The sequence below is a fragment of the Rhodococcus sp. IEGM 1408 genome, from assembly GCF_033142235.1.
GTDB lineage: Bacteria > Actinomycetota > Actinomycetes > Mycobacteriales > Mycobacteriaceae > Dietzia.
In genome coordinates this window covers 1-26556 of the sequence record NZ_JAWLRW010000005.1, presented here as the reverse complement: position 1 = coordinate 26556, position 26556 = coordinate 1, and the positions used below count along the sequence as shown (strand labels likewise).

At 62.1% G+C, this 26556-nt stretch carries 19 protein-coding genes, 5 pseudogenes and 1 other annotated feature; of the genes and pseudogenes, 13 read left to right on the top strand and 11 right to left on the bottom strand.

Annotated elements, in window-relative coordinates:
• Nucleotides 1-97: 97 nt before the first annotated feature.
• From R4P08_RS09400 to R4P08_RS09390, 3 genes are all read right to left on the bottom strand, one after another.
• Entirely contained in the window at nucleotides 98-1027 is a 930-nt protein-coding gene (locus R4P08_RS09400) for an NADP-dependent oxidoreductase (RefSeq protein WP_317813551.1), read from the bottom strand.
• Nucleotides 1028-1288: 261 nt separating this feature from the next.
• Complete coding sequence (locus R4P08_RS09395; RefSeq protein WP_317813550.1) at nucleotides 1289-1819, bottom strand: hypothetical protein; 531 nt, start codon at nucleotides 1817-1819, stop codon at nucleotides 1289-1291.
• Between the two features lie 107 nt (nucleotides 1820-1926).
• On the bottom strand, nucleotides 1927-2724 hold the full coding sequence (locus tag R4P08_RS09390) for a sulfite exporter TauE/SafE family protein (protein WP_317813548.1): 798 nt from the start codon (nucleotides 2722-2724) through the stop codon (nucleotides 1927-1929).
• Between the two features lie 110 nt (nucleotides 2725-2834).
• Here R4P08_RS09390 and R4P08_RS09385 point away from each other — a divergent pair, with 110 nt between their 5' ends.
• On the top strand, nucleotides 2835-3815 hold the full coding sequence (locus R4P08_RS09385; RefSeq protein WP_317813547.1) for a Ku protein: 981 nt from the start codon (nucleotides 2835-2837) through the stop codon (nucleotides 3813-3815).
• Nucleotides 3815-5074 (top strand): amidohydrolase, encoded by a 1260-nt coding sequence (locus R4P08_RS09380; RefSeq protein WP_317813806.1) that lies wholly within the window; start codon nucleotides 3815-3817, stop codon nucleotides 5072-5074. Before R4P08_RS09385 ends, R4P08_RS09380 begins: the two co-directional genes overlap by 1 nt.
• A gap of 288 nt (nucleotides 5075-5362) precedes the next feature.
• Here the strand turns inward: R4P08_RS09380 and R4P08_RS09375 are convergent, their stop codons facing one another.
• Entirely contained in the window at nucleotides 5363-5908 is a 546-nt protein-coding gene (locus R4P08_RS09375) for an ElyC/SanA/YdcF family protein (protein WP_317813546.1), read from the bottom strand.
• A 246-nt stretch (nucleotides 5909-6154) separates the two neighbouring features.
• Between R4P08_RS09375 and R4P08_RS09370 the strand changes: the two genes are divergently transcribed.
• The 9 genes and pseudogenes from R4P08_RS09370 (at nucleotide 6155) to R4P08_RS18545 (ending at nucleotide 17152) form a co-directional block, all read left to right on the top strand.
• A complete protein-coding gene (locus R4P08_RS09370) occupies nucleotides 6155-7552 on the top strand; it encodes a polysaccharide biosynthesis tyrosine autokinase (protein WP_317813545.1) in 1398 nt (465 codons plus the stop codon).
• A 46-nt stretch (nucleotides 7553-7598) separates the two neighbouring features.
• A complete protein-coding gene (locus tag R4P08_RS09365; protein WP_317813544.1) occupies nucleotides 7599-9440 on the top strand; it encodes a nucleoside-diphosphate sugar epimerase/dehydratase in 1842 nt (613 codons plus the stop codon).
• Between the two features lie 119 nt (nucleotides 9441-9559).
• Nucleotides 9560-11878 carry a glycosyltransferase gene (locus R4P08_RS09360; RefSeq protein ID WP_317813543.1) on the top strand — a complete coding sequence of 773 codons (2319 nt, stop codon included), beginning with the start codon at nucleotides 9560-9562 and terminating at the stop codon, nucleotides 11876-11878.
• Nucleotides 11871-12374: pseudogene (locus R4P08_RS18550) on the top strand (glycosyltransferase); the annotation flags it as partial. The gene R4P08_RS09360 and the pseudogene R4P08_RS18550, both read left to right, overlap by 8 nt.
• Nucleotides 12375-12950 carry a glycosyltransferase family 4 protein gene (locus R4P08_RS09355; protein WP_317813542.1) on the top strand — a complete coding sequence of 192 codons (576 nt, stop codon included), beginning with the start codon at nucleotides 12375-12377 and terminating at the stop codon, nucleotides 12948-12950.
• A 587-nt stretch (nucleotides 12951-13537) separates the two neighbouring features.
• On the top strand, nucleotides 13538-14170 hold the full coding sequence (locus tag R4P08_RS09350; protein ID WP_317813540.1) for a hypothetical protein: 633 nt from the start codon (nucleotides 13538-13540) through the stop codon (nucleotides 14168-14170).
• Between the two features lie 285 nt (nucleotides 14171-14455).
• Complete coding sequence (locus tag R4P08_RS09345) at nucleotides 14456-15595, top strand: hypothetical protein (protein WP_317813539.1); 1140 nt, start codon at nucleotides 14456-14458, stop codon at nucleotides 15593-15595.
• Nucleotides 15596-15709: 114 nt separating this feature from the next.
• The gene (locus tag R4P08_RS09340) at nucleotides 15710-16399 is read left to right on the top strand and encodes a transposase (RefSeq protein ID WP_317813805.1); all 690 of its coding nucleotides are present in this window, start codon (nucleotides 15710-15712) and stop codon (nucleotides 16397-16399) included.
• A gap of 126 nt (nucleotides 16400-16525) precedes the next feature.
• On the top strand, nucleotides 16526-17152 hold the full coding sequence (locus R4P08_RS18545; protein WP_411741186.1) for a serine acetyltransferase: 627 nt from the start codon (nucleotides 16526-16528) through the stop codon (nucleotides 17150-17152).
• A 22-nt stretch (nucleotides 17153-17174) separates the two neighbouring features.
• Here the strand turns inward: R4P08_RS18545 and R4P08_RS09335 are convergent, their stop codons facing one another.
• The 7 genes and pseudogenes from R4P08_RS09335 to istA (R4P08_RS09305) all read right to left on the bottom strand — a co-directional run bounded on the left by R4P08_RS09335 (nucleotide 17175) and on the right by istA (R4P08_RS09305) (nucleotide 25303).
• Nucleotides 17175-18488: an ISL3 family transposase gene (locus R4P08_RS09335; protein WP_317813538.1), complete on the bottom strand. Its 1314-nt coding sequence runs from the start codon at nucleotides 18486-18488 to the stop codon at nucleotides 17175-17177.
• A 716-nt stretch (nucleotides 18489-19204) separates the two neighbouring features.
• Nucleotides 19205-19372, bottom strand: a pseudogene (locus R4P08_RS09330) (transposase); the annotation flags it as partial.
• Nucleotides 19373-19477: 105 nt separating this feature from the next.
• A complete protein-coding gene (locus R4P08_RS09325) occupies nucleotides 19478-20227 on the bottom strand; it encodes an ATP-binding protein (protein WP_317813537.1) in 750 nt (249 codons plus the stop codon).
• Nucleotides 20224-21798 (bottom strand): IS21 family transposase, encoded by a 1575-nt coding sequence (gene istA, locus R4P08_RS09320; protein WP_317813536.1) that lies wholly within the window; start codon nucleotides 21796-21798, stop codon nucleotides 20224-20226. The genes R4P08_RS09325 and istA (R4P08_RS09320) overlap by 4 nt, the downstream gene beginning before the upstream one ends.
• 166 nt (nucleotides 21799-21964) lie before the next feature.
• Nucleotides 21965-23118, bottom strand: a pseudogene (locus tag R4P08_RS09315) (ISL3 family transposase); the annotation flags it as partial.
• Nucleotides 23119-23256: 138 nt separating this feature from the next.
• Nucleotides 23257-24051 carry an IS21-like element helper ATPase IstB gene (istB, locus tag R4P08_RS09310; protein WP_317813535.1) on the bottom strand — a complete coding sequence of 265 codons (795 nt, stop codon included), beginning with the start codon at nucleotides 24049-24051 and terminating at the stop codon, nucleotides 23257-23259.
• Nucleotides 24048-25303: pseudogene (istA, locus tag R4P08_RS09305) on the bottom strand (IS21 family transposase). Before istA (R4P08_RS09305) ends, istB begins: the two are co-directional and overlap by 4 nt.
• A gap of 84 nt (nucleotides 25304-25387) precedes the next feature.
• Between istA (R4P08_RS09305) and R4P08_RS09295 the strand changes: the two are divergent.
• Entirely contained in the window at nucleotides 25388-25567 is a 180-nt protein-coding gene (locus tag R4P08_RS09295) for a hypothetical protein (RefSeq protein WP_317813532.1), read from the top strand.
• Nucleotides 25568-25709: 142 nt separating this feature from the next.
• A pseudogene (locus R4P08_RS09290) lies at nucleotides 25710-26482 on the top strand (IS3 family transposase); the annotation flags it as partial.
• Nucleotides 25979-26113 (top strand) — a sequence feature (AL1L pseudoknot). Its footprint overlaps the pseudogene before it by 135 nt.
• Nucleotides 26483-26556 lie beyond the last annotated feature (74 nt).

The following is a 26556-nucleotide window of genomic DNA, read 5'->3' as shown; positions in this document are numbered from 1 at the left end:
GCGTGCTGCAAGCGGTCCGCGAATGACGCAGTGCCCAGGTGCGATCAACGCCCCGATAGGTCATAGCAAGAGTCTGATCAGGCGCCCAGCCCGTGCATCACCGCGTGAAGTCGATGACCAGCCGTCCGCGCGTGCCGCCGGCTTCGAGCCGCTCGTGGGCTCGCCCCGCGTCCTCGGGCGAATAGCTGTCCGAAACGCGGAGGGTGACCACGCCGTCTTCCGCCAACTGCCGCAACTCGTCCAGCTTGCCCTGCTCCTCGGCCATATCGCCCACGCTCACGGCATGGACGCTCAAGTCGCGAGTGCCGTCGCCTTGGTACCACCGCACCGTCGCGACCCCGCCGCCGGTCTTGACTGCGGGGAGTACGGCGGCGTCCTGCACGGCTCCGTCGAAGAGGCCGTCGACCCCGTCGGGGTAGAGCTCGAGAATGCGGTCGGCAACGCCGTCTCCTCGCCTGACTATTCTGTCGGCGCCGAGCGACCGGACAAGGGCTTCGTCAGCCTCGGACGCATCGGCCACAACTGCCAGGCCGGCATGCTTGGCCAGCTGCACTACGTATCCACCGGTCGATCCCGCCGCCCCGGTGACCGCAAGAGTCTGTCCGGGCTCGAGATCAAGAAGGTCCAGAGCGCGCCGAGCCGTGAGGCCGTTCATCGGGAGCGTCGACGCGGCAACGTCGCTGGTATCGCGGGGTGCGGCGGCGATCGACTGCGCAGGCAAGACAATGTCCTCGCGATACGCACCGTGCTCGTCGCGGGGTATCACGATCCCCATCACCCGGTCGCCGACCGACAGGGAGGTCGCTGCGTCCTCGCCGATCTCCACGAGTGTCCCGGCGATGTCCATGCCCGGGATATCCGCAGCTCCGCGCGGAGTTCCGGTCTTGGAACGAGAACCGTTGCGCGTGTAGGTGTCGGTGGGGTTGATGGTTGCGGCCGTGACCCGCACACGAACGTCGGTCGGCCCGAGTTCCTCGGCAGGGACCTCAACGACCTGCAGCGCGTCTGGGCCTCCGTAGGTCGTCACTCCGACGGCGCGGACGGGGCCAGCTGAGACGCTCATAGTTTCTCTTTCCCGCAGAACCGGCAGAAAGGAGCCGTTCTGCTTGATCGTTGACGAGTGACTGCTCCTTCGCAGGGTAACCGCGGCCACGCCCAACGCGGGTCGTCGGCCGATCGGAGCTGGGCGTTGCCGGTGACACGTCGGCGGTGGTCACCGCGGCTATATGACCACGACAACGCCTTCAGCCGCCCCAGAACGAGCTACGGCTGGCTTCGCAGCGTGGGGTTACGACCTCTTCCTCGAGCTCCTTGCCGCGATCGCTTGGAGGCGGGCCCGCAACAACCGTTGGAGTAGCGCGGGGTAGAGGTGGAAGAGCACCCCGAGGGCCACCAGCCAAGCGGCGCTGTGCCACGCCCCGGTTGATAGCACGCCGACGGACAAGGCCGCACTCACGACAAGACAGATACTGTGGCCGACTTCGGAGCGCCGCGTGTGCTGATCGAGCTCTCCCAGGCCCGCCCGGGTGCCGTCGAACCCGCGTTCGCTGGCTACGACTCGGTTCCATCTGCTGATGTCTAGCAGCTTGGCGAACAGCCGGACTCCCAGTGCCGGGTAAACCCGCGTCTCCCAGTGCTTGACCCGGAGCCAGCCGTGATCCGCGATCCGTACCTGCGGGCCGAGGATCAACGACGCCCACGCCATCAGGATGAAGTGAGTCACGAGGGCAAAGGAGAACCCCACCCTGCCGATGAACACCCACGCAGCTGCGATTCCGCCGGCCGCGACGGCTGTCGCCACCGACGAGATCAGCCACACGCGCGCTGACCTGGGTGGTTGAGACACACGCCAAGGCTATAGATGCGCGGAGGGTACGACACGTGCCCCCAGTGACCGGCCGCTTTAGCCCCCTGGGCGCCAACCGCCTAGAACACCCCGGCCACGCCCCCGAGCCCCCGCCCGAGCAGCATGAGAGCTCCGGCGGTCACCACCACCACGGCGACCCGGCGACCCACCTCCGCAGGAACTCGCCGCGCAACACGCCCACCGAGGAAGATGCCGACTGGCACCATCGCCACGACGAGCCCGATCATCCACAGCGGCGGCAGTCCAGACAAGGGCGCGGCCCCCAGGCCGACCTTGGTGATCACGGAGGTCGCACCCATGGTGCAGAAGATCGGTTGCAGGGTTGCGGCAAAGGACCGCTGGCGCCACCCCGTCGCCTGCGCGTAGACCAGCATCGCGGGCGCGGCCACACCCACCGCGGTGTTGAGGAACCCTCCGGCCGTGCCGGCCACCGCAGCCGGCCACCGACCGCCCACCCGCGGCACCTGCACGAGAGCCGTAAAGACGAGCGTCCCCAGCAGAACTGCGCCGATCACCACTTCGAGCCAGCTGCGATCGGCAGCGCCGACCAGGAGCGCACCGGGCACGGACCCCACCACGATCAGCGGCGCGAGGCGGCGATACCGACGCCAGTCGATGTCGCGCCAGAGCGTGAGGGCGATGAGCGCGGCCGAGACGGTGGTCGTGAGGTTGGTCAGCAGCACTCCGGCGACGGGCCCGAGGAGCAGTGCGAGGGTCGGTGCCACCACGAGCCCGACCCCCATCCCGCTGACCCGCTGCAGGACCGTGCCCAGGACCACGGACGCCGCCGCGACAAGCAGCAGAAGGGGACCGACGTCGGCGGGCATGGAAACAGCATTCCAGGTGCCGTCGGCCATGCGTTCGCCCTCACACGCCGGTCAACCGCTCCAGGAAGCGACGCGCGCCCACGCGCCCGACAAGCCCCACTACGGAGGCGCCGCGTCCCTTGGTGACGCATACTCTTTCCATGCGATCCATCTGGAAGGGCGAGGTCTCCTTTGGCCTGGTGAACGTGCCGGTCAAGGTGTATTCGGCGACGGAGGACCACGATCTGCACGCGCACCAGGTGCACAGGGAAGACGGCGTGCGCATCAAGTACAAGAAGGTGCGGGAGGACAACGGCGAGGAGGTGGAGTTCTCCGACATCGCCAAGGCCTACGAGTCCGAGGACGGCGAGACGGTCATCCTCACCAAGGACGACCTCTCGTCCCTGCCGGTGGAGCAGAGCCACGAGATCGAGGTGACGGAGTTCGTCCCGGCCGATCAGGTGGACCCGGTGGCCTTTGACAGCGCCTACTTCCTGGAGCCCGCGTCCCGCTCCAACCGCGCGTACGTCCTGATGCGGGAGGCGCTGCAGTCCACGGACCGCCTGGCCATCTGCAAGTTCACGCTGCGTAACCGCACCCGGCTGTGCGCGCTGCGGGTGTACGACGACGTCCTGATGTTGCAGACGCTGCTGTGGCCGGATGAGATCCGCCCGGCGATCCTGGAGGGGTTGGACACGGAGGCCAAGGTCCGGCCGCAGGAGGTCAAGATGGCGGCGTCGCTGATCGAGACCATGGCCTCGGATTTCGAGCCCGACAAGTACGAGGACGACTACCAGACCCAGCTCAAGGAGCTCATCGAGGCCAAGGCCGCCGGCGGCGAGGCGTTCACCGCCCCGGAGCGAGAGACGTCCAGTGACGACGGTGACGACGAGGTGGCCGATCTGCTGGCCGCGCTGCGCGCGAGTGTGGAGGACCGCGGCGGCAAGGCTGATGCCAGTTCCGACGACGACGAGGAGGACTCCGACTCCCAGAAGAAGCCGGCCAAGAAGAGCACGGCGAGAAAGGCCCCAGCAAAGAAGGAGCCCGCCAAGAAGGCCGCGGCCACGAAGTCGAGTGCGGCCAAGAAGACCCCGGCTAAAAAGACCCCGGCAAAGAAAGCAGCGGCAAAGAAGTCGGCGTGATGGCCGGTCAGGGGCCCGCGGCGGGGCTCGCTGACCGCGTGGAAGGTCATCTCGTGTGGTTGCGGGGGCTGTACCGGCACTTCCACCGGTACCCGGAGCTGAGCATGAACGAGGTGGGCACGGCCGACCGGATCGAGCAGGAACTCGTGGCGCTGGGCCTGAGCCCGCTCCGCGTCGCCGGCACCGGCGTGGTGGCGGTGATCCAGAACGGCGAGGGCCCTGTGGTCCTGGCCCGCGCGGACACCGACGCACTGCCGGTCACCGAGGACACCGGCCTGGAGTACGCCTCCGCCGTTCCGGGCGTGATGCACGCCTGTGGCCACGATGCGCACGCCGCGGCGTTGCTCGGTGCCGTGCGGGTGCTGGCCGAGCACCGCGAGGCGTGGAGCGGTACGTACATCGCGGTGTTCCAGCCGGGCGAGGAGACGGCGGCAGGGGCGCGCGCGATGGTCGCCGACGGCCTGGTGGACCTGGTCCCGCGGCCCGACGTGGCGCTCTCGCAGCACGTCATGGCCACCGCGGCGGGGACGATCGGCACGGTGTCCGGCCCGGTGCTGTCGGCGGGGGATTCGCTGCGCATCACAGTTCACGGCCGCGGAGCGCACGGTTCCATGCCGCACACCTCGGTGGACCCGGTGGTGCTGGCGTCATCGATCGTGCTGAGGCTGCAGACAATCGTGGCGCGCGAGATCGAGCCGGGGCAGTTCGCCGTGGTGACGGTGGGGGCGATCACCGCGGGGGCCAAGGCCAACATCATCCCGGACCGCGCCGAGCTGCTGCTCAACATCCGGGCCTACGATCCCGCGGTGCGCGGGAGGGTGCTCGCGTCAATCGAGCGGATCGTGCGAGGCGAGTGCGCGGCGTCCGGCGCCCCGGCGGAGCCGGAGTTTCAGTACTACGACCAGTACCCGCTCACCAGCAACGACCCGGCGGTCACGGAGACGGTCACGCGGGTGTTCGAGGAGTACTTCGGCTCGGAGAGCGTGTACCAGGCGACTCCGGTGACGGCCTCGGAGGACTTCTCCTTCATTCCCCTGGCGTTCGGGGTGCCGTACACCTACTGGACCGTGGGCTCGGTGGAGCCGGAGCGCTACCGCGACGCGCTGGCCAGGGGAGCGGTGGGGCAGGAGATCCCTGCCAATCACTCCCCGCAGTTCGCGCCGCAGGAGGACCCGACCCTGCTCACCGCGACTCGAGCGCAGGTCGTGGCCGCGCTGGCGTACCTCGCCAAGGACGCTCGCGCCGGAAAGCCCGCCTGACGCTCGGAGAGCCACGCCACCGATATCGTTTGTGAAGCTAGGTAAAAGATGACAGTTGTGGAGTCGCTTGGTGGGCGCTAAGTTAATGCTCAGTCGGCGGCGAAACTGACACCCCCCTCAAGTTGTCGCCGGCTCCGCTGCGATGTGTGGCTTACGCTGACCGCCCCCCCTGGTCGCGGACCCGCATCGTGCGCAAGAATCGCCGGCGGCCGCTGGACTCCCCCTTCCGCGGCCGCTGGCGATTCGCCATTTGCACGTAGGGCGTGGCCTTAAGTGCCCAGCCCTGCGTCAGCACGCGGGTTTGAGGAACGCCTTCACATAGCCCCCGGTCTCGTGCAGCAGCGCGTAGCGCCGCGATATCTGGGTGGGCCGGGGAGTGTCGGTCACTAATACGGAGCCGTTGAAACATTGCTCGAAGTAGATCCGGACCCGCGAGACGTGCCCCCAGTACGTGACCACCAGGAGCGACTCCCACCCCCGGCTGTGGGCGATCCGGGTAGCCGCAGTGGTCTCCCCCTCGGTGGTGTCCACGTCTGGGGCGAAGCATTCAATATCGACTCTTCGACCGTCCCTCGCGAGGACGGGCGTAGATGCGCAATAAGAGTGGAGGGCACTGGCGTAGGAGCCCGTCGCGCTGGGTGGTTGCGAGACAAGGATGCGCTCAGCCAACCCTTCCTCGGCGAGATGCCTGGCGAAGACGTATCGGTCGTCGTTTGCCCCGGCTACCACCACAATCGCGTCCACGGTTTCAGGTGCGTCGACCCGCGGGTGTAGCACCGAGCTGGCGGCGGACAAACCTGCCACCACCGCCGCTACCATCACGAACAATGTCACAGCAGTAGTCGGCGATCGGCGTCGGCGGATTCGGCTTCTCACGGGGACTAGACTACGGAGCCAACCTGAGTACAAGCTGGAGCGTTCAGCTGTCGCTCATGACAGCCGGTTCGGTGAAGCCATGTTCATCCTGTGAACGACGAGTGTTGAGGCGCGCCTCAGCAACGTAGAGTCTGCGGTTGATTCGATTCAAGTCATTTGAACTGGGTCGCTTCTGTGTGACTGCCTCGAGGAAAGGACCCTGGAGTGGACCTGCGCGACCTGCTATCCGTGTTCCGAGCGCGCTGGATCGCCATAGTGGCGGCCACGCTCATCGGAGGGCTTTTGGGTTTGGGCATAAGCCTACTGACGACCCCCACGTACCAGGCAAAAATTCAGTTCTATGTCACTGTGGCAGGCGGCGAAAATGCCGCCGCGGCGGCCTACCAGGGTTCTTTGGGCGCCCAGCAACGTGTTCAATCGTATGCCGCGCTTGTCAAGAGCACGGACATCGCCCAAGAAGTCATTGACGCTTCCGGAACTAATCTCAGTCCCCGCGAGGTAGCGGGAAAAACCGCGGCGACCGCTGACGCGAGGACGGTACTGCTCAACGTCGCGGTGTCGGATTCCGATCCGCAGCGCGCACTGAAAGTCGCGGAGGGTTTCGGAGAGATCCTCCCGGAAGCGATCAAGCGACTCGAGACCCCGGACGGCGGCGGTCCCGCACTGGCGAAGCTCACTGTGGTCAATCCCCCGGCTCTACCGACGTCGCCCGTGGCACCCAAATCCGAACGAAACGTGGCGATCGGGCTCGTACTTGGCCTTCTCGCTGGCGTCGGCGTTGCGCTCCTGATCAACACACTTGATAGGCGGGTCAAGTCCAAGGAGCAACTAGAGTCGATCACGGGTAAACCCGTGGTCGGCTCCATTCCCTTCCGCAAGAACGAGGACAAGGAGAAGGGCGCCGAGCACCTAGTGCCCTTCCGTGAAGGGCACTCCCCGGCGGCGGAGTCTTTCCGTCGACTGCGCACGAATCTGCAGTTCCTCAACGTGGACAACCCACCGCGCGTCTTCGTGCTGACCTCTTCGGTCGCAACGGAAGGTAAGTCCGAGACCGCGATCAACCTCTCGCTTGCACTCGCTGAGGCGGGGAATCGAGTCCTATTGATCGAGGCGGACCTCCGTCGGCCGTTGGTGGTCAGCTACTTAGCGATGCCGGACAAGGTGGGCCTAACCAACATCCTCTCCGGCCAAGCAAAATTCGAGGACGTTGTGCAGGAGACGCGGCACGACGGTGTGACGCTGCTGGCGTGTGGTCCGCTTCCCCCCAACCCTTCCGAGCTCCTAGCCTCCGATATGGCTAAACACCTCTTCGAAGACCTTCGGAGCAAGTACGACTACGTAATCATCGATTCCCCGCCGCTGCTGCCAGTGACCGATGGTGCGTTGCTGGCCAGGGTCACCGATGGTGCGCTGCTTGTCGTGCGTTCACACCGCACCACCACCGATCAAGTCAAGCAGGCCGTGGACAACCTGGACAAGGCCGACGCAACTCTTCTCGGTCTTGTAGCGGTGGCCAACAAGCCCGCTAAGAAGGGGTCCACCGGCTATTACGACTCCTACTATTACTCGTCCAAGAAGTCCTCGACTCTTGAGCAGTCTTGAATGTGGCACCAGTACGAAGCACTTATTGGCCAAGGGAGGATCAAACATGATGAGAAACGCCCGATTCCCGGGCCTTAATCGGTCGGACGGCGCAATCAACAGATTCGGCGTGTCGCAGTGGATGCTCGTCGATAGCGCCTTATGGGCAGCGATGTTCATTATGGCGCTATGGATGCGATATGACTTCTCGGGAGGGCAACTTGCTCGAGCCCTTGCGACGAGCCGCTCTTATTTAGTCGTCGTTGCGCTCATCGTGCTCTCGTTGGCTGTCGGGTGGCTTACAGGTCTATATCGAGGCAGGTTCGTCCCCGGAAGTATCCTTGAATCCACTATCATAACCTGCGTTTTCTCAGCAGCGACAATCGCGGTGTTTCTCGCACATATCATTAGCGGTCAGTACGACGGGGTCCCTCCCTCAACGCCCATCGTGACCGGGGCGTTCACGATCCTTTCGGCGCTTGTACTCAGATCGCTTGTGCGACGAAAGCGACTGTTCGGCGCAGGTGTGGCGGAGGATGCAGAACGCGCACTAGTTTTCGGTGCCGGTGACGGCGGGCTACAGCTCGTGCGGCAGCTTCGTCGTTCGGAAAATTCCCAGTTCAACCCGGTAGCGATACTAGACGACGACGCCGGCAAGCGTCACATGGTAATCGAAGGGGTCCGCGTTCAAGGAGGACGTGACAAGCTCGAAGAGCTCGCTCGAAAAAACAATGCCTCCACGCTCCTGATAGCGGTTCCAAGTTTGCACGGTGACGAGCTCATCGACATCCGCGATCGGGCAGAGGCTGCTGGATTGAGTGTCTTGGTACTGCCACCGCTCGACTCCATGATGAGGGGCCGGGTCGCTGCGAATGAGCTGCGTGAAATCAACGTTAACGACCTCCTAGGTCGCAAACCGGCCCACCTTAACCAGACCCAGATCGCTGAGCACCTTCGGGGCAAGCGGATCATGGTGACCGGTGCTGGCGGCTCGATCGGATCCGAGTTGTGTCGCCAGATAATGAAGTTTCGGCCTGCTGAACTAATTATGCTAGACCGAGATGAATCGGGATTGCATTCAGTTCAGCTTTCTATCCACGACCAAGCCATGCTCGACGGTGACGACACAGTTCTAGCCTCGATCCGGGATCGAGAATCTATCAATCAAGTCTTCGCTGATCGACGGCCCCAGATCGTCTTTCATGCGGCAGCCCTAAAGCACATGCCTTTACTCGAGCAATATCCGCTCGAGGCACTAAAGACGAACGTCTTGGGTACGCTCAATCTCTTAGACGCAGCTCAAGCCAGCTCCGTGGAAACCTTCGTGAATATCTCTACAGATAAAGCGGCCAACCCGTGTTCAGCACTGGGTACTAGCAAGCGGATAGCTGAGCGGCTAACGGCGGCTCGTGGAAGCGGGTCAACCGAAGGGAAGTTCGTATCAGTTCGTTTTGGCAACGTCCTGGGATCGAGGGGCTCCGTTCTCACAGTATTCGAGAAACAGATTCGAGACGGGGGGCCGCTGACGGTTACGGATCCCGATGTCGAACGGTATTTCATGACTATTCCTGAAGCTTGCCAGCTCGTGCTGCAAGCTGCAGTGCTAGGGGAGCAGGGAGAGACCTTAGTGTTAGACATGGGGGAACCGATCAAGATTGCTGACGTCGCTCGGACTCTGATTGAGCAATCAAAGAAGAAGATTGAGATCGTGTTCACCGGTCTCCGTGAGAATGAAAAGCTATCTGAGCATCTGTTCGATGTCAGCGATATATTGACAACTGACACTAAGCATGACGCGCTGACCGCGGTGAGAGTTCCCCCGTTGTGTGTCAATAGGGATGCTATTGAAAGCTGCAATAGTCACGATGGCGCCCAAGATTGGTTGAAGGCAAACACTTACAACAATTAGATTGTGGTCTCATGACCGTCGAACCCGCCGCGATTAGGACGAAGTAGAGTTAACTCGTTTAGGTCGTTCACGGCCGGACGCTGAGTCACTCCACGGGCGGCTGAAAGGACTAACCCACAATGAATGGGCAACTAAAGATTCTGGTAATCCTCAAGACGAACGAGGGGGGACAGTGGGCGATCCCTCAGATTCTAGAGCTTTTGCGAAGAGGGCATAACGTCTCACTCGTAATGCCGGGTGGGGGAGGGAGACTTAAAAGGGATGCGGATCGCGAGCGAATAGAGGTGCTCGAGACAAACTTCCAGTTTGCCTTTTCTTCACCAGTGCAAGCGGCGAAGGGGATTGCAGAGCTTCGAAACCTTATCGTGAGGGAGAAGCCTGATGTGCTTTTCTACCATCTGTACGCATCTGCTATAGCAGCCAGAATTAGTAGCATACGGTTACGGGTCAAACGTGTTCATATGGTAGCGGGCCCTTTGTATCTTGAGTCTAGGCCCATCAGGCTTGCTGAAAAAATTCTGGTAACTCTGGACGATACCTTGATCGCGGGCAGCGAGTATACGTATCGTGCGTACAAGCGGCTTGGTGGCGCGGGCGCCGATTGGACAACCATGATTCCATATGGGACGGATTGCCAAAGGCGAGCGCCGGCGAAGCCTGGGGAGAAAAGTAGTTTACGAACAAAGCTAGGGTTCTCCGAGACGGACTTCGTCGTTGTTTTTGTTGCTTATATCTACTCGCCCAAGAGGGCCCTTGGTCAGACAATAGGGCTGAAGGGTCACGAGATCGCGATTGAAGCTTGGCGAAAATTTTCGAGGGAGAATCACGGGGTTAAGCTTGTCTTCATAGGAAGTGGATTTGGAGCTGAGGCTGCCATCTACCGGGAGTCTCTTGTCTCTTCAACTGCGTCAGAAGAGAGCATTACGTGGATCACGTCAGTAGAAGATGTTTCGCCCTGGTACAAGGCGGCAGATATTTCGATTAGCCCGTCTTTGTCCGAGAATCATGGCGCGGCGATGGAAGCAGGCGCCTACGGAATTCCCTCAATTGTAAGCAGTGCGGGAGGGTTGCCTGAAATGCTTCCCCCCTACTGCGGGTGGGTAGTCCAGGCTGGAGATTGCGATGAGCTATATGCTGCATTGAATACCGCATTGGCGACGCGAGATCAAAATGGTTTAGAGGACCAGGGACGTGAGATACGCAGGCATATTAGCGGGCGTTACGAATCTAGTTTTTGCGCGAGCGCAGTAGCCTCCGAAATCGAGATGACGGCATCTGGTCGGCCGATTTCCATATTCAGTGAGGCCCACTTTATTCGAGATCGGTATGGGCGAACATTCGCAACCGATTCAGTGAACACGGACGACCAATGGCGTAGATATTCGGATGTTCGAGGTGGAGTTCGCGTTGTAGCTAGGACGGATCTGCGGTCGTCGGTGCCGGATGGGCGCCCACTCGAATTCGCTGATATTGATCCTATTCCCGACTATCTCGGATCTAAGGGTTTCGTCCGATCGCTTTCCAGCTTACGGCGTACCGTTCGCCGTGTAACCCGGGCACCCGGAATCACCGTCGTACGACTACCTGGCCCGATAGCGATGGTGGCGGCAATCGGCACATTTGCCCGCGGAAAACCCTTCGCAGTCGAACTGGTAGGCGATGTAGGTGGCGTCCGTGATAGCGGAGTTCTACCCAAGTGGGCAAATTTTTTACCATTAGTCGCCCTAACCAGATTCTGTGTCCGAAAGGCTGCGGCAGTGCGGTACGTAACGTCGACATCGCTTCAAAACAGCTTCCCTTCGGGCGGCGGTGTCGCGTTATCGGCGTCGGATGTCGTCCTAGATGAGTTGTATGGAGACACCGAAGTTAGAATAAGAACCTCTGGCTCTGTGAATCTTCTATGTGTTGGGAGTATGGCTAACGGATATAAAGGTCATGAATACGCTATCGAAGCTGTGAGTCTGCTTCGACAGAACGGGCATGACGCGAAGTTAACTATTATTGGCAGTGGTCCCTGGAAGCACTTCTTAGAACGTGTTAGAAGTGAGTTAGGTTTGGACGATCATGTCTCACTTCCCGGCGCTTTCGGTAGGCGTGAGGTCGTGAATGCGTATGATTCTGCGGATATTCTTCTCCAACCGTCCTTAACCGAAGGGATGCCGCGAACCGTTATCGAGGCAATGGCGAGAGGTCTTCCAGTAGTTGCAACTGAGGTGGGGGGAAGCGTTGAGCTAGTTGATGAGAGACTGTTGGTTGCACCTCGCGACGCCGGCGCATTGGCATCGGCGGTAGAGCTTCTGATTTCGTCGGAGGACTTTTTCACGGAGATTTCAGCCGCTAACTTGACGCGGGCTCACGATTTTTCGGGCTCTGCTGCGCAGAGTCGGCTGGCAAGTTGGAAAGCTACTCTTGAGCAGCTGGCACGAACCAATGGTTGATGAGGGGCCGGCCATTGTGCACATAGTGTCTACCCTGGAACGAGGCGGAGCTGAGACCGTTACCCTCGACTTAATTAGGGCTCTGAACGGGATTGGCACACGCAATACGGTAATTTGTATCGGTGGCCGTGCTGGTGAACTGGAGGCGGACTATGTATTGGCTGGGGCTTCGATAGTTATCTTAGACTGGTCTGGTAAACCAGCGCACTGCGCGCTCGAGCTTAGTCGACTGGCATCCGCGATTAGGCCGCACGCTGTGATCTCGAATTTGTCGCTTCCGAGTGCCGTTTTCTTAATGCCTTTTTGGGCGAAGGGAGTGCCTGTCCGAATTGCGCGGATTCATAGCGATTCGGACGGGAGGGCTGACTCAATCAGAGTCCGTCTGAAAAGATCGCTTCTTCGTTCGCTACTGAAGGTCGCCTCTACGCAGATTCTCGCGGTTTCACCAGCTGCGCTTTTATACGCGGGAGGGCGCGGGAGTGTTCTCGGAAACGGCGTGAATACAGACGAGTACCGGTTCTCCGGGGTGAAAGGCGACAGCTGCTGCGCTATAAATGTTGGACGCCCGGAAGAGGCTAAAAATAGGCGCCGACTAATTCCTATTTCTGAAGAATTGACGAGGCGCGGTTCCCCTCCGATTCGTGTAATTGGCCGACCTGGTTATGATTTGAGTTCCGCCGATGAGCCGACTATCGAATTTGTTGGTCCGGTCGCGCCGATTCGCCCGGAGTACGAAAAAGCGGGATGCTTAGTAGTCGTTTCTACCCGTGAAGGGCTGCCGGGAGTGGTCCTCGAGGCGTTGGCCTGTGGCGTCCCTGTTGTATCTTCTCGTTTGTCCGGTGTCGAAATGCTAGCCAGGTCACTTGAGGGCATCACCATCGTCGGTCTGGATGAATCTGATGCTTGTTGGGCCGATGCGATTACTCAGGCGTTCAAAAGTAGGCGCTCGGCTGACGCGATGCTCATTGCGTCGTCGGTACGTTCTTCCGAATTCTCTCTAAGTAATGTGACTGCACACTGGCTCAGCGAGTTAAAGCTAAGTCATCTCGCCGGACGGATAGCTAGATCGTGATAAGGCGAGCCATCGTACTGGTTTTTGGCAGTGGCGTTTGGGCTGCTGCGAACGGCGCCGCTGCGTTGATCGCAACAGGTTTCCTGGCGCCAGATGATCGAGGCCATATGGTCGTAGTCTTAGCAATCGCTTCGTTAGTATCGACCGCCTCTGGTTTTGGGAGCGGGATAGCGTTTCGAATGTATTACCCGAAGGCTGCCAATGCAAGGGGGTTGACCTTCACCTATTGGTGTGTATCGGGTCTACTTTGCTTGTTGTCTGGATTTCTAGGGAGCCTGGCCGCCTGGGCCCTTGGTATAACTTCCCCCAGTTTACTTCTCGCCAGTGCGGTAGCTAGCTTTGCGCTGTTATTTAGTCTGCAGCTGTCCGAATTCAGATTTGGGCTGGGAGAGTTTCAGTCTAGCGCGCTGTGGGCCGCAGCTGCCGCATTGTCCGGTTTAGTTGGTATAGTCTGGGCGATTTCAGCTGGCGGGGACAGTGCTGAACTTTTGCTCGTACAAAACTTAATGATAGTTGGCGTATGTGTTGTTAACTTGCTATCGCTTTGCAGGAATCGCAGGATATCGCGAGGGGGCTACGCTAAGGGGTTGGCGAAGCTTCTTATATTGCGTGGCTTTTCGCCCCTGGTATGGACTCTAGGGATATTGGTCCTTTCGCGAGTCGACCGACTTGTCCTCGCTAAATTCGAGGGCCCCGAAGTTGTAGCAGTTTATGCGCTGGGGGTTACTCTTTCTGAAATCGTGCGTATGTTCCCTACGGCTTTTTCCCAATTCGTTACGCGTGAGATGGCTTTAGGCGCGTCGGGAAAAGTCATTCTAAACTACATACTTTTATCATGCGCAAGTGCGATCGTCGTGGGAGTAATCAGCGTGCCGTCTTCTTATTTCTTGGTCGGGAGGGCACTTGATCCGGTCTATCTCGAGGCGATACCACTACTTGCTGTTCTGTTGGTTGGCGAGGTCGCGATGGCGCTCTACCTTTCCGCGGCGAGGGGCTTGCAAGGCTTAGGCGATGCTAGTTCCACGGCCAGGATTGGCGCGATAGCCGCTGTGTTGGCGTTGCCGTTTTACGCGCTTGGTGCCAACTTTTTCGGCGGAATAGGTGTTGCTGCCGTTCTGGCTAGCTGCTACGTTATTCTTGGTGTGGCTTCCGCGGTACTGTTGAGAGCGCGTTTACGTCGAACACAACCCCTTGGCGAGTCGTCTGAGTTGGGTGTTTGAGTTGATGGACGCCGGTTCCGTTGGATAGCAAGCCAGCGTTTTGCAATCAACGTAGTTTAGAAGGGTGACCACTAGTGCGCAAAACAGTGGTGCGTGGTCAGTACGTACAGCCTGCAATATGGAGCACCAGATCGCTTCGCAGAGGGGATTGAAGGCGCCATGCTAACTCCAATTTGGGTTCTAGCCCTGTGTTCGGTCTTCTTCATGTTCACTCTCCGGCGTCTGATCAATGGGTCCAGGCAGGCGTTGGATTTCGTAACCGTAGTTTTCTTTATTCTTTTCGTTGTGCCGCGCATCTTCGATAGAGCCCGGGGAGTGTCCGACTTTTCGGTTTTCCCGGGTTTCCACTGGGCACAAAACGTGCCCGAAGCGTCTCAGGTGTATTCAGCTTTTTTGGTAGGAACATTTCTGATCTTTGCTGTTTTTGGCCGGCTAGGTCCAGCGCCAACTATTCGGGATGCTGGCGGATTGTCCGTTCCGCTTCAATACTTCTGCATGCTGTTATCCATTTCGCCTTTGATTACGGTAATGTTTGCACCAGAGCCATTCGCCTACTTGAAATATGCTTCAGTTGCGATCGGGACGTCCAGTAGAGAAATTTTGGCTTACCATGAGATTGTTTCGGCCTTCGCTTTGCTGGCTATTCTTTGTTCATCTGCCTTGATAGCCGGCGGCGATAATGTGCGGGCCTGGGTGCGACTCTTTGGCATTGTGGCGCTTCTTGGTTCCGTCTGGGTAACTGGGAAACGGGCCGCTGTTGCGATTGCAATCGTAGCCTTGTTAATTGTAGCCGTGCAGAGATCGCGAGTTCCGCGTCGGAACCTCGTGCTGGGTGGTTGTCTCGCGACCTTTTTCTTGGGTGCGTATTCAGTCTTCTACCAGGCCACTTTCCGGGCTGAAAGTGAGCTTGCAAATGGTGTCTTAGGATACCGCATCGATTATACGCGCGATTCGCCGTTGTTGATGGCAATCTCCTCGGAGCTTAGGCCGGGTATTCTCACCATTCTGGAGTTTCGCGGTCAAAGTTATCTGTACAACGTTCTTTCGTTGGTTCCTCGTGACTTCCTGTCGAACAAGCCCTATCCATATTCCTATTACTTCACGTCGGCTTTATTTGAGCTTCCCCCTCAGGACTTGGGTTGGGGGATGACCACCAGCATATTTGATGAGGCGGTAGCAAATCTTGGACTGTCGGGCCTGCTTTTAGCGCCCCTGGCCGTTGGCTTGCTGGCGATATTGACTGACAGGGTGACCAGTTCGTTCACGCGGGCGCTTTGCATCCTAATTATCTGCGGACTGTGTGCGATTCAAGTCTCGGTGCTTCTTCCCCTTATCGTTTTCGTTATGTCTCTCCTGCTTGTCTCTTTATCTATGCGCCTCGGGTTATTCGGTTTGCGTTCGGAACAGGTAACGCGGTCAGTATGAACCACTTTGACAGAACACATCTGGCACCACGTCTCCCGCCGCAAACGCGGGCCGAAAGAACTGACCGGGATTGTCGACCTCACCCGCGATCGAGACGGAAAGGTGTAGGCCAGGCTGCTGGACCTCGTGCCAGGCCGCTCCGGGGCAGTGCTGGCCGACTGGCTCACCGGACGCGGTGAGGGCTTCACCAGCGGTGTCGAGATCGCCGCCTTGGATCCGTTCCACGGCTACAAACGAGCCATCGACGACGAACTCGAGGACGCCACCGCTGTCCTCGACGCTTTCCACGTCGTCAAACTCGCCCTCGGCGCCGTGGACGAGGTCCGCCGTAGGTTGCAGCAGCAGATCTGCGGACACCGCGGCCGCAACGTCGGCCCGCTCTACGGGATTCGCACCGTCATCCGCTGCGACCCTGCACGGCTGACCGAACGGCAGTGGCGACGGTTCAACGACGCCGTTGCCGCCGACCCCCGGCACGAGGAACTGTTCATCGCCTGGCAAGGCGCCCACGAACTCCGACAGGCCTACCACCACAAAAACCTGGAAACCGGGCGCAGCGCTGCTGAGAAAGTACTCGCGACCTTGCCGTCCTGCCCGATCCCGGAGATCGCCCGCCTCGGCCGCGCTCTTCGCAAGTGGAAGGACTCCTTCCTCGCCTACTGGACCACCGACCGATCCAACAACGGAGGAACCGAAGCGATCAACGGCCTCATCGAACTCAACCGGCGCCTAGCCCGCGGCTACCGCAACCGGGACAACTACCGCCTGCGGATGCTCCTCATCGCCGGTGGGCTACGGACCTGACCCCACACTCAGATACGAAGAGCCATATATGCCTCGCGGGAACAGTCTAAAATCTGTCGCTCCAAGCCCGACGCTATTGGCCAAAGCACACAAGTTCGCTCAACAACTTCAGCGACCCCATGGGCAATGACGGTCGACTCAATAAGTCGAATTTTCAACAAGCACCTCATGGCGGACCGGCGACAATATCCTGTACCGTCTGTTCCTATGCTCAGCGAACTGCTTTTGGCAGATGCCTATCGAATCACTGGACGACGTTCATGGTCGGGTGTGGCCAAGCAAACTCTGCTAGGAGAGACCTATCGGTACACACTGGCCTACCGACTCGCGGCATCCGCCAAGAACCGGCCTGCTCGCTTCGTCACTAGACTATGGCTTCGCCGTCAACGTCAGCGTCTGGGTATTAACATCCCTGGCCCAACCCAAATCGGACCCGGCTTGTTAATAGGCCACGCGGGCGGAATCGTAGTAAATGCTGCAGTCACAATTGGAGCGAACTGCAACCTTAGTCACCAAGTGACCATCGGAGTGAGTCGGGGCCGCAACCCAGGAACTCCAAAGATCGGTGACCGAGTGTACATCGGCCCAGGGGCCGTCATTATCGGGAGCATCGAGGTAGGCGATGACGCTGCAATCGGCGCGAATGCTGTGGTGACACGAGATGTACCTGCCGGCCACACCGCCGTTGGCAACCCCGCGACCGTAAGGGAAGGGGGCTCTCGCGATTACATCCATCAAGTTTGGAATGGGTAACTATTTACCGGCTCTTCCGGATTTAGAGTGCATTGATTCGATTCTGGAGCTGACCGGAGTGGATGAGCGACCGCAGGATGTAGTGCTTGAGGGTGCGGAAGCCCAGAGCGATCCCGCGCAGGTGCTCGAGTCGCCCGTTGATGGCCTCGACGGGGCCGTTGGAGGCGCCGGTATCGAAGTAGGCGAGGATCTCGCGGTGCCGCTTCCACAGTGACCGGCCGAGCTGCGCGAGCTCGGGAAGTTCCTTGGGCACGCCGGCGCGAATCGACTTGAGGAGCTTGTACATCGCGATCTTGCCCTCACGTTTGCCGGAGGCCTCATAGGCGTCGATGAGCCGCTGGTAGACGCTGTAAGTGACCTCCACAGCGGTGTGCGCATCGTCGGCGACGAATGCCGTCCACAAGCGGATCTTCTGCTTGTCGGTGAGCAGTTCCGCCCGGGTGTTCAACGTCCTGCGGATCCCGTACAGCGGATCTCCGGAGCGGCCCCGGTGTCCGGTGGTGACCTGCTGGACTCGCTGGCGGCACACGGTGAGCTTGTCTGCGGCCAGGTGCACGACGTGGAACGGGTCCATCACCGTCCGCGCCGCAGGCACAGCCTTCGCGGCGGCCGAGTGATAGCCGGCGAACCCGTCCATGGTCACGACCTTGATCCGGTCACGGAACGCCTGCTCACGGGCGTCAAGCCAGTCGGTCATGACTTTCGCCGAGCGGCCGGCGACCATGTCCAGCAGGCGGGCCGGGCCGGTGCCGTCCACGACCGGGGTGAGGTCGACCAGCACGGTGACGAAAGAGCTGCTGCCATCGCCCCGGACGTGCTTCCACTTGTGCTCGTCCACCCCGAGCACGCGCACGTTCTCGAGGTGGCCGGGCTGGTCGTAGACAATCGTGCGGATCTTCGAAAGTGCCAGGTCATTGACCAGATCCCACCCCAAGCCGAGGGCCTTGGCCACGGCGGACACGCTGGTGCGGTCGATCGCCAGGCGCTGCAGGATCCAACGGGTGCACCGCCGAGTGGTCTTGGCCCGCGGCTCGGCAAGAACGGGCATGCGTTGCTGGAAGATCCTCGTCTCGCACTCAAGGTTGTCGCAGGTGAATCGCGGTACCCGTACGTGCAGGCGGGTGGGGTGGCCGACGATCGGCAGATCGGTCACCTTGCGCTCGACGTGGTCTCGGAGGCGGCCAGCGACCCCGCAGTCGGCGCAGACCGGATCGATCGCGACCGGAGCACAGAACAGGTGCGTGAACTCGCCGGCGACAGCGGCGTCGGTGATGGTCACCCCGAGTTCGACGGTGCGGCAGATGGTGTCGGCAAGCAGGCTGGCGGTAGCGTTCAAAGTGGGTCCTGGGGTGTTCGATGCGCGGCGTGAGAACCTGCATCTTCACACGCCCCAGGACCCCTTCAACTGCGCCTCACCACGTCACCGGCGAACCCCGCTACGCACTCCGGATCCGGAAGGGCCTATTTACCGGCTCTTCGCATCTGAGTGTGGGTGAGGGCGACACGCCGGTGAAGCAGTAGGGAGGTAAGGGTAGAGGCCCTGAAGGATTGGAAGTACCTCTACACCCAATCCTGAAGGGGCCTCGACCCATGTCTAGGCCTATCGGGTGCTGCCGGCCTGCCGCCGGCGCCGCACCTTCGTCTCGTTGTTCCCGCTGCGATGGGCTCGTCGGTCTCGATGACGGGTGCGTCCTTGATGCGCGTCTGGTCGACGAGCACCTGAGGTGACCGTCGAGTCCGAGCGTGGGCCGGTCGGATGCCCCGACTGCGGCGCCGTTGGAGTAGGGCATGGCCGGCAGGTGGTGCGTCTGGTCGGCATCCCTCGTTCGGCCGCCCCGTCACGATCATTTGGCGCAAGCGCTTCCTGTGCCCGGGAGCGGCGTGCGAACGCTGCACCTTCGTCGAAGATCTTCCCGGCCTCGCCTCGCCGCGGCACGCCACCACGACCCGCGTAGTGGAGTGGGAGGTACAGCAGCTGCGCCGAGAGCACGCCACCGTCAACGGACTGGCCCGCCTGTCAACGGCGGGCGAATATTGACGGCTCTTCCGGATTTAGAGTGCATTGATTCGATTCTGGAGCTGACCGGAGTGGATGAGCGACCGCAAGATGTAGTGCTTGAGGGTGCGGAAGCCCAGAGCGATCCCGCGCAGGTGCTCGAGTCGCCCGTTGATGGCCTCGACGGGGCCGTTGGAGGCGCCGGTATCGAAGTAGGTGAGTATTCGGAGGTTTGAGAGCCACCGGTTATTGAGGTTGGGAGCCACCGTTATTGCCTTTGAGAGCCGGTGGCCGATGGGGTGGGAGCCACCGGCTCTCAGGCGTCGGGCTTAGCGCTCGTTCATGGCGGCGTGTTCGCGCATGTTGTAGCTGCCGGTCTCTATCCAGATGGTGTTGTGGACGATGCGGTCCATGATCGCGTCGGCGTGAACCCCTGAGCCGAGACGTTGGTGCCAGTCCTTCTGGGGGTACTGCGTGCAGAACACTGTCGAGGTGTGTCCGTAGCGGCGTTCTAGGAGTTCGAGCAGCATGCTGCGCATGGCCTCATCCGGCGGGTCGAGGAGCCACTCGTCGATCACCAGCAGGGTGAAGGCGGCGTACTTCTTCAGAAACGTGGTCGTGCCGCGGGGCTTGTCCCTGGCCAACGCCCAGGCCTCAGCGAGGTCCGGCATCCGGATGTAGTGCGCCCGGATCCGGTGCTGGCAGGCTTGCTTGGCGAGTGCGCATCCGAGGTAGGACTTCCCGGAGCCGGTGAAGCCCTGGAACACCACGTTCTGTTGGCGCTCGATGAAGGAACAGCTTCCGAGCTGGGCGATCACACCCTGATCGAGACCCCGTTCGGCGAGAAGGTCTAACCGGCGGAGATCGGCGCTCGGGTAGCGCAGTCCAGCTCTCCGGATCAACCCCTCCACCTTGGCGTGGGTGAAAGAGGAGTGGGCCTCGTCCACGATGAGCCTGACCTGGTCCTCGAACCCGAGGCCGAGCATGAGGGTCTCGTCGCGGGCCTCGAGGGCCTCCAGCATCGCGGTGGCACCCATCTCGCGGAGTTTGCGTTTGGTCTCTGAATCGATCCGGGTCATCGGGCGCCTCCGGCCGCGTAGTAGTCGGCCCCGCGCACGTAGCCGCCGGTCTCCTCGGCGGGCGGCCGCCCGCCGGCTCTGCCGGTGGGCGCTGCGGGTTTGTCTTGTCCGGTCTCCAGGATTGGTCGCAGGTGCGCATACCGTGGCGAGCGGATCGGCCCGGCCAATGCGATGCGGCAGGCCGCCTCCACCCGCTCTGCCGAGTAGCGGCGAGTCAGCCGAAGTACCGCCAGTGCCGGATTCAGACCCTGTTCGGCGACCGGGACGGACTCGAAGATCCGGTCGGTCACGATCACCGCCGAGGGCCCGACTCGCTCGGCCCATTCCCTGGTCCTGGGCTGGTCCCATTGCCGATACTTCGGCCCGGCCGGCAGGTCGGCGTCGTTGGTGCGGTACTCGTTGACCACCGTCTCGGGCAGGAGCAGGTGGCTGGTCAGGCGCTGCTGGCCGCGGTAGATCTCCAGCATCGTGTCCGTGATCCGTAGGTCGACCTTGGCGCCCACGTTCGGATACGGCGCCGAGTAGTAGTTGCGGGCCCAGGCCACGTGCCCGTTGCGCCCGACTCGGCGCCCATACATCCAGCGGCTGATCTCGTACTCGGCGGCCGGCAGCGGCCGCAGTAGCGGCTTCTCCTCGGACTCGAACACGCTGGCCCGCGAGCCGGCACGCTTCTGGAACGGCTCAGCGTTGTAAGCCGAGAGCTGTACGGCGATGGCGACCTTGAGTTCGGCCAGGGAGTGGAACTTCTGGTCCCGCAGGGCGGCGATGATCCAGGTGGCCACGTGAGCGACCGTATTTTCCACGCTGGCCTTGTCCTTGGGTTTGCGTACTCGGCCTGGCAGCACAGCGGCCGAGTAGTGGGCGGCCATCTGGCGGTAGGCGTCGTTGAGCACGATCTCGCCCTCGCGTGGGTGCTTGATCACGCCCGTCTTGAGGTTATCCGGCACGATCCGCGGTACCGAGCCACCGAAGAACTCGAACATCGCCACGTGAGCACGCAGCCAGGTGTCCTGCTTCATGTCCAGCGTGGGTTCCACGAAGGCGTACCGGCTGAACGGCAGGCAGGCCACGAACAGGTAGACCCGGGTCGACTCGCCTGCCACTAGATCGGTCAGCTGCATCGTCGGGCCGGACCAGTCGACCTCGACCGTCTGGCCGGCCTTGTGCCCCACCCGGGATACCAGCCCGGTGACCAGCACGTGCTGTTGGTACTGCTTGCAGAATCGGTCGTAGCCCATCGCCGGGGTGCCCGAGTTGGCGCACTGGTCGGTGTACTCGCTGTGCAGCAGCTTCATCGTCACCCCGACTCGGGCCATCTCGCGGTGCACTTGGGCCCAGTCGGGCTCGGCGAAGACGCTCTGGTGTTCGCTTCGGCCTGGGAACAACAGTGAGTACACCTCGGCGTCGGGCAGCTCGGCGATGTCGTCCCACCGCACCTCGGCCGCATCGGCGGCCTCGAGCACCGATGCCACGCTGTTGCGCGAGATCTGTTGCGAGGCGGCGATCGCTCTGCCCGACAACCCCTCGGCCCGTAGCTGCAAGACGAGTTTCGCCTTGATCTTCTTTACCATTGGGAACTGCTCCTTCCGCCAGGTGCCCGTTACACCCGGCGGAAGGAGCCTAAGAAGGTGGCTCTGAAGCAGAATAACGATGGCTCCGACGGCGTACAGCGCGTCAAGCAGCCACCGGCTCCCAAGCCCAATACGACTGGCGCTCAGAGCAGCGAATACTCAACTAGGCGAGGATCTTGCGGTGCCGCTTCCACAGTGACCGGCCGAGCTGCGCGAGCTCGGGAAGTTCCTTGGGCACGCCGGCGCGAATCGACTTGAGGAGCTTGTACATCGCGATCTTGCCCTCACGTTTGCCGGAGGCCTCGTAGGCGTCGATGAGCCGCTGGTAGACGCCGTAAGTGACCTCCACCGCGGCGTGCGCATCATGGGCGGTGAACGCTTTGAACAGTCGGACCTTCTGCTTGTCGGTCAGTAGTTTGGCCCGGGTGTTCAAGGCCCGGCGGATGCCGTACAGCGGATCGCCGCTGCGGCCTCGATGCCCGGTGGTGGCCTGCTGGATCCGCTGCCGGCACAGAGTGAGTTTGTCGGCGGCCAGGTGCACGACGTGAAACGGGTCCACCACCGTCCGGGCAGCGGGAACTGCCTCGGCTGCGGCGGAGTGGTAGCCGGCGAACCCGTCCATCGTCACCACCTTGACCCGATTCCGAAACGCCTGGTCACGAGCGCCGAGCCAGTCGGTGAGCACCTTCGCCGAACGCCCCGGGACCATATCCAGCAGCCGGGACGGGCCGGTGCCGTCTACTACCGGGGTGAGGTCGACCAGGACGGTGACGAACGAGCTGCTGCCGTCACCGCGCACGTGCTTCCACTTGTGCTCATCGACCCCGAGAACGCGGACGCCGTCGAAGTGTCCGGGCTGCTCGTAGACCATGGCGCGAGTCTCGGAGACCGCCAGGTCGTTGACCAAATCCCATCCCAACCCGAGAGCCTTGGCCACCGCCGAGACGCTTGTGCGATCGATCGCCAGACGCTGCAGAATCCAGCGGCTGCAGCGACGCGTGGTCTTGGCCCGCGGCTCGGCCAACGCCGGCGTCCGCTGCTGGAAAATCCTCGTGGCACACTCGGTGTTGTCGCAGGTGAAGCGCGGTACCCGCACGTGCAGTCTCGTGGGATGCCCGACGATCGGCAGATCAGTCACCCGCCGCTCGACATGATCCCGCAGCCGCCCCGCGACCCACAGTCGGCGCACACCGGATCGAGTGCGACCGGGGAGCAGAACAGGTGCGTGAACTCGTCGGCCACCGCGGCGTCGGTGATCGTCACCCCAAGTTCGACGGTGCGGCAGATGGTGTCGGCGAGCAAGCTGGCGGTAGCGTTCAAAGCGGGTCCTGGGGTGGTCGATGCGAGGCGTGAGAACCTGCATCTTCACACGCCCCAGGACCCCTACATCTTGTGCCGCACCGCATCACCGGCGAACCCCAGCTACGCACTCCGGATCCGGAAGGGCCATATTGACCCCTATGTGACGGCCGAATCTTGACCCCTCTGGTTGTTGGTTTGTGCGGTCATGAGGTCTCGGCGTGTCTTGGTTCGGTAGGACTGTCCGCCGAGGGTGAGGACTTCGGCGTGGTGGACGAGGCGGTCGATCATGGCGGCGGCGACGATGTCGTCGGCGAAGATCTCTCCCCACCGGCCGAAGGGCATGTTCGAGGTCACCAGGATCGATCCCTGCTCGTAGCGGTGGGCCACGAGTTGGAAGAACAGATTCGCGGCGTCGGAGTCGAACGGGATGTAGCCGACCTCGTCGATGATCAGGAGTTTGTAGCGCCGCAGCTTGCGCAGCTCGGCCTCGAGCCTGTTGCTGGCGTGCGCCGCCTGCAGGCGCGTCAGCCACCCGACGGCGGTGTCGAACTGCACGGCGTACCCGGAGGCGATGGCCTTGTGCCCGAGCGCGATGGCCAGATGCGTCTTGCCCACTCCGGGTGGCCCAAGTAGGACGACGTTGTCGGCTTTGCCGATGTAGGTACTGGTCGCCAGGTGGGCCAGGACGTCCCTGCGCAGGCTGGGTTGATGGTCGACGTTGAAGTCCTCCAGCGTCTTGACCTGAGGGAAGTGCGCCGCCCGGGTGCGGACCTGCATCCCGGAGGCTTCCCGGTCAGCGACCTGCCGACCAAGGACCGCGGCGAGATACTCCTCATAGGTCCAGCCCTGCTGGCGGGCGGTGTCGGCGAGGTCGTCGAAGATGCCAGCGATCGTCGGCGTCTTGAGTACGCGGGCGGCGTAGGCGACCTGGGAGGCGGCTTCATCGCTCATGCTGACACCTCCGAACTGCTACCTGCGTGACCTGTGAAGTCGACGTCGTAGAGGTCGTCGTAGTCGCTGAGCGAGCGCACGACCGGATCGGCGAACGAGCTCATCGGCGGCTGTTGGTGGTGGCGCTTCCAATAGTCCAGCCGCAGTTGTTTCGCCTGCTCCACATGCCGCGGGCAGGTCACCGTCCCGCGGCGGGCCCAGCTACGACGGTGCTCGGCCACCACGACGCCCGCGCAGGTCACGGTCACGGTTTCCAGTCCGGCGACGATCTCGACGAGACGACCGATCACGCGGGGATCGACCGAGTAGTCCACCGAGTCGATACGGACGTAGTAGTCGCGCGCCAGCCTGGTCGTTGCCCTGATTCCTGTCGTTGGAGCGACCGGCGGAAGAACGAGCATCCGGGAGCGGTCCTCGACCAGCGCGTCGATCGGGCGGGCTCCCAGCACGCGCACGGTTCGGGTGTTGGCCTTGGCCAGCCACTGGGTCAACTGGTCGTTAAAGTCCCCGGGGCCGGTGAACTGCCGCCCGGCCATGAACGAGCCGCCGAGGTACCCGTTGTGGCGTTCGACCATGCCCTTGAACTCGGGATCCCGGGGCGGGGCAATCACCAGCTTCGACGACAACGTCCCGGCGAACGCCGCCGCGTCAACCGTTGGTTTGCCGGCGGAGGTGGCGATCGCCGATTCGCGGTCCCACCACAGTCGGTGCGTCACCGCGCCTAGCTGGCCCAGCAGCAGCCACATTCCGGCCAGGATGTCCCCGGCAGTTCGTGAGGGGATCATCGTGGCCGAGACGAACCGCGAGAACGCCAGCGTCATCACCAGGACCGGCAACTGGGCGTGCTGGCCGCCGCCCAGCGGGATCGGCGTCTTGGGGAACCACAGATCGCACTGGGTCGTGTCTCCGGGCTTGTGGTCGATTCGATCGGCCGGGTCCACGCCGCGGTACTCGGGGCGGATCGCCCGGACGCGGTCCTTGAGCACCGTCATCGAGTGCGGCCACTCGAGGCGCTCGGCGATCACTGTCGCCGGCATCGTCGGATACTCCGCCAGCAGCTTGCGGATCTCTGGCTCGAACGGATCGACCAGCGACCCTTTGGGGCCCTCTGGTACTTCGGTGGCTCGGCCGACGCCAACGCCGACCGCACCGTGTTCCTCGCGACCCCCAGCCGCCTCGAGATCTCCTTGATCGGAACACCTTCGCTGTTTCGTAACCGACGTATCTCGGCCCACTGCTCCACTGAAATCACCCTCCCAGAATCGGGAGGGGTCAAACTTCACCCGTCACCCGGGGGTCAGTATTCACCCGTCGTCGACACCGCCAGCTCGGCACCGTGGGGACACCGGTCAAGGATGTACTACAGGCGCTCGCCGATGATCCGGACCGCCTCGACGGGGTGCGCACCCTCGGCGTCGATGAACACATCTGGCACCACGTCTCCCGCCGCAAACGCGGGCCGAAAGAACTGACCGGGATGGTCGACCTCACCCGCGATCGAGACGGAAAGGTGTAGGCCAGACTGCTGGATCTCGTGCCAGGCCGCTCCGGGGTGTTATTCGCCAACTGGCTCACCGCACGGGGCAAGAGCTTTACCAGCGGTGTGAACCGCCCCAGGTTTCCCGCCGCCTCCTTTTCGAGTCGAGGAGGATGGTTGTATGCCGAAGAAGATCGATCCCGCGGTCAAAGAGCGGGCGCTGCGGATGGTGTCCGAGCACCGCGGTGAGTACGCGTCGCTGACGGCCTGCTGTGACCAGGTGGGCCGACGTCTGGGGCTGGGCAAGGAGACCGTGCGTCGGTGGGCTCTGCAGGCCGACATCGACGCCGGAGCCCGCCCCGGCGTCAGCACCGAGGAGAGCGCTGAGATCAAGCGACTCAAGGCCGAGAACCGACGGCTGACCGAGGACCTGGAGATCATGCGCAGGGCCTCGATTTTCTTCGCGGGGGAGCTCGACCCCCGCAACCGGTGATCTGCGAGTTCATCGACCAACTCCGGTCGGAAGGTCATGCGGTCGAGTCGATCTGCCGAGGCCTGCGCAAAGCAGGTCTGCAGATCGCCGCACGCACCTATCGGATGTGGACCTCACCCCGCCGGGCGGTAGCGGCCAGGGTCGTCAGCGACGCCGAGGTGGAGGACGTCGTCCGGCAGCTGGTCTGGAAACCCGACGTGCAGGGGCGTCGGAAGATGCAGCCAGCCGGGCTGTACGGGCGGCGCAAAATGCTCGCCGAGGTGCGCCGGGCCGGGCTGGCCACAGCGAGTCCGGGCGCGGTGGACCGTGCGATGCGCACGCTGGGCCTGTCTGGGGTAGTCCGGGCCAAGAAGGTGTACACGACCTCCCCGGATTCGGACGCAGTGCGGGCGCCGGACCTGCTGGACCGGGACTTCACCTCAGATCGACCGGACCGGGTGTGGGTCGCTGACTTTACTTATTCGGCTCAGTCCGTGGTTATGTGCAGCCCGGCTGGGGACGTGCGGGCAGAACGGCTATTCCGACCCCTGCGGCT

Bases quoted from the DNA above. Each gene is read 5' to 3' on its own strand.
- R4P08_RS09390 (WP_317813548.1), bottom strand. From the start codon at position 2,724: ATGGCCGACGGCACCTGGAATGCTGTTTCCATGCCCGCCGACGTCGGT.
- R4P08_RS09385 (WP_317813547.1), top strand. From the start codon at position 2,835: ATGCGATCCATCTGGAAGGGCGAGGTCTCCTTTGGCCTGGTGAACGTG.
- R4P08_RS09380 (WP_317813806.1), top strand. From the start codon at position 3,815: ATGGCCGGTCAGGGGCCCGCGGCGGGGCTCGCTGACCGCGTGGAAGGT.
- R4P08_RS09365 (WP_317813544.1), top strand. From the start codon at position 7,599: ATGATGAGAAACGCCCGATTCCCGGGCCTTAATCGGTCGGACGGCGCA.
- R4P08_RS09360 (WP_317813543.1), top strand. From the start codon at position 9,560: ATGAATGGGCAACTAAAGATTCTGGTAATCCTCAAGACGAACGAGGGG.
- R4P08_RS18545 (WP_411741186.1), top strand. From the start codon at position 16,526: ATGACGGTCGACTCAATAAGTCGAATTTTCAACAAGCACCTCATGGCG.
- R4P08_RS09325 (WP_317813537.1), bottom strand. From the start codon at position 20,227: ATGACCCGGATCGATTCAGAGACCAAACGCAAACTCCGCGAGATGGGT.
- istA (WP_317813536.1), bottom strand. From the start codon at position 21,798: ATGGTAAAGAAGATCAAGGCGAAACTCGTCTTGCAGCTACGGGCCGAG.
- istB (WP_317813535.1), bottom strand. From the start codon at position 24,051: ATGAGCGATGAAGCCGCCTCCCAGGTCGCCTACGCCGCCCGCGTACTC.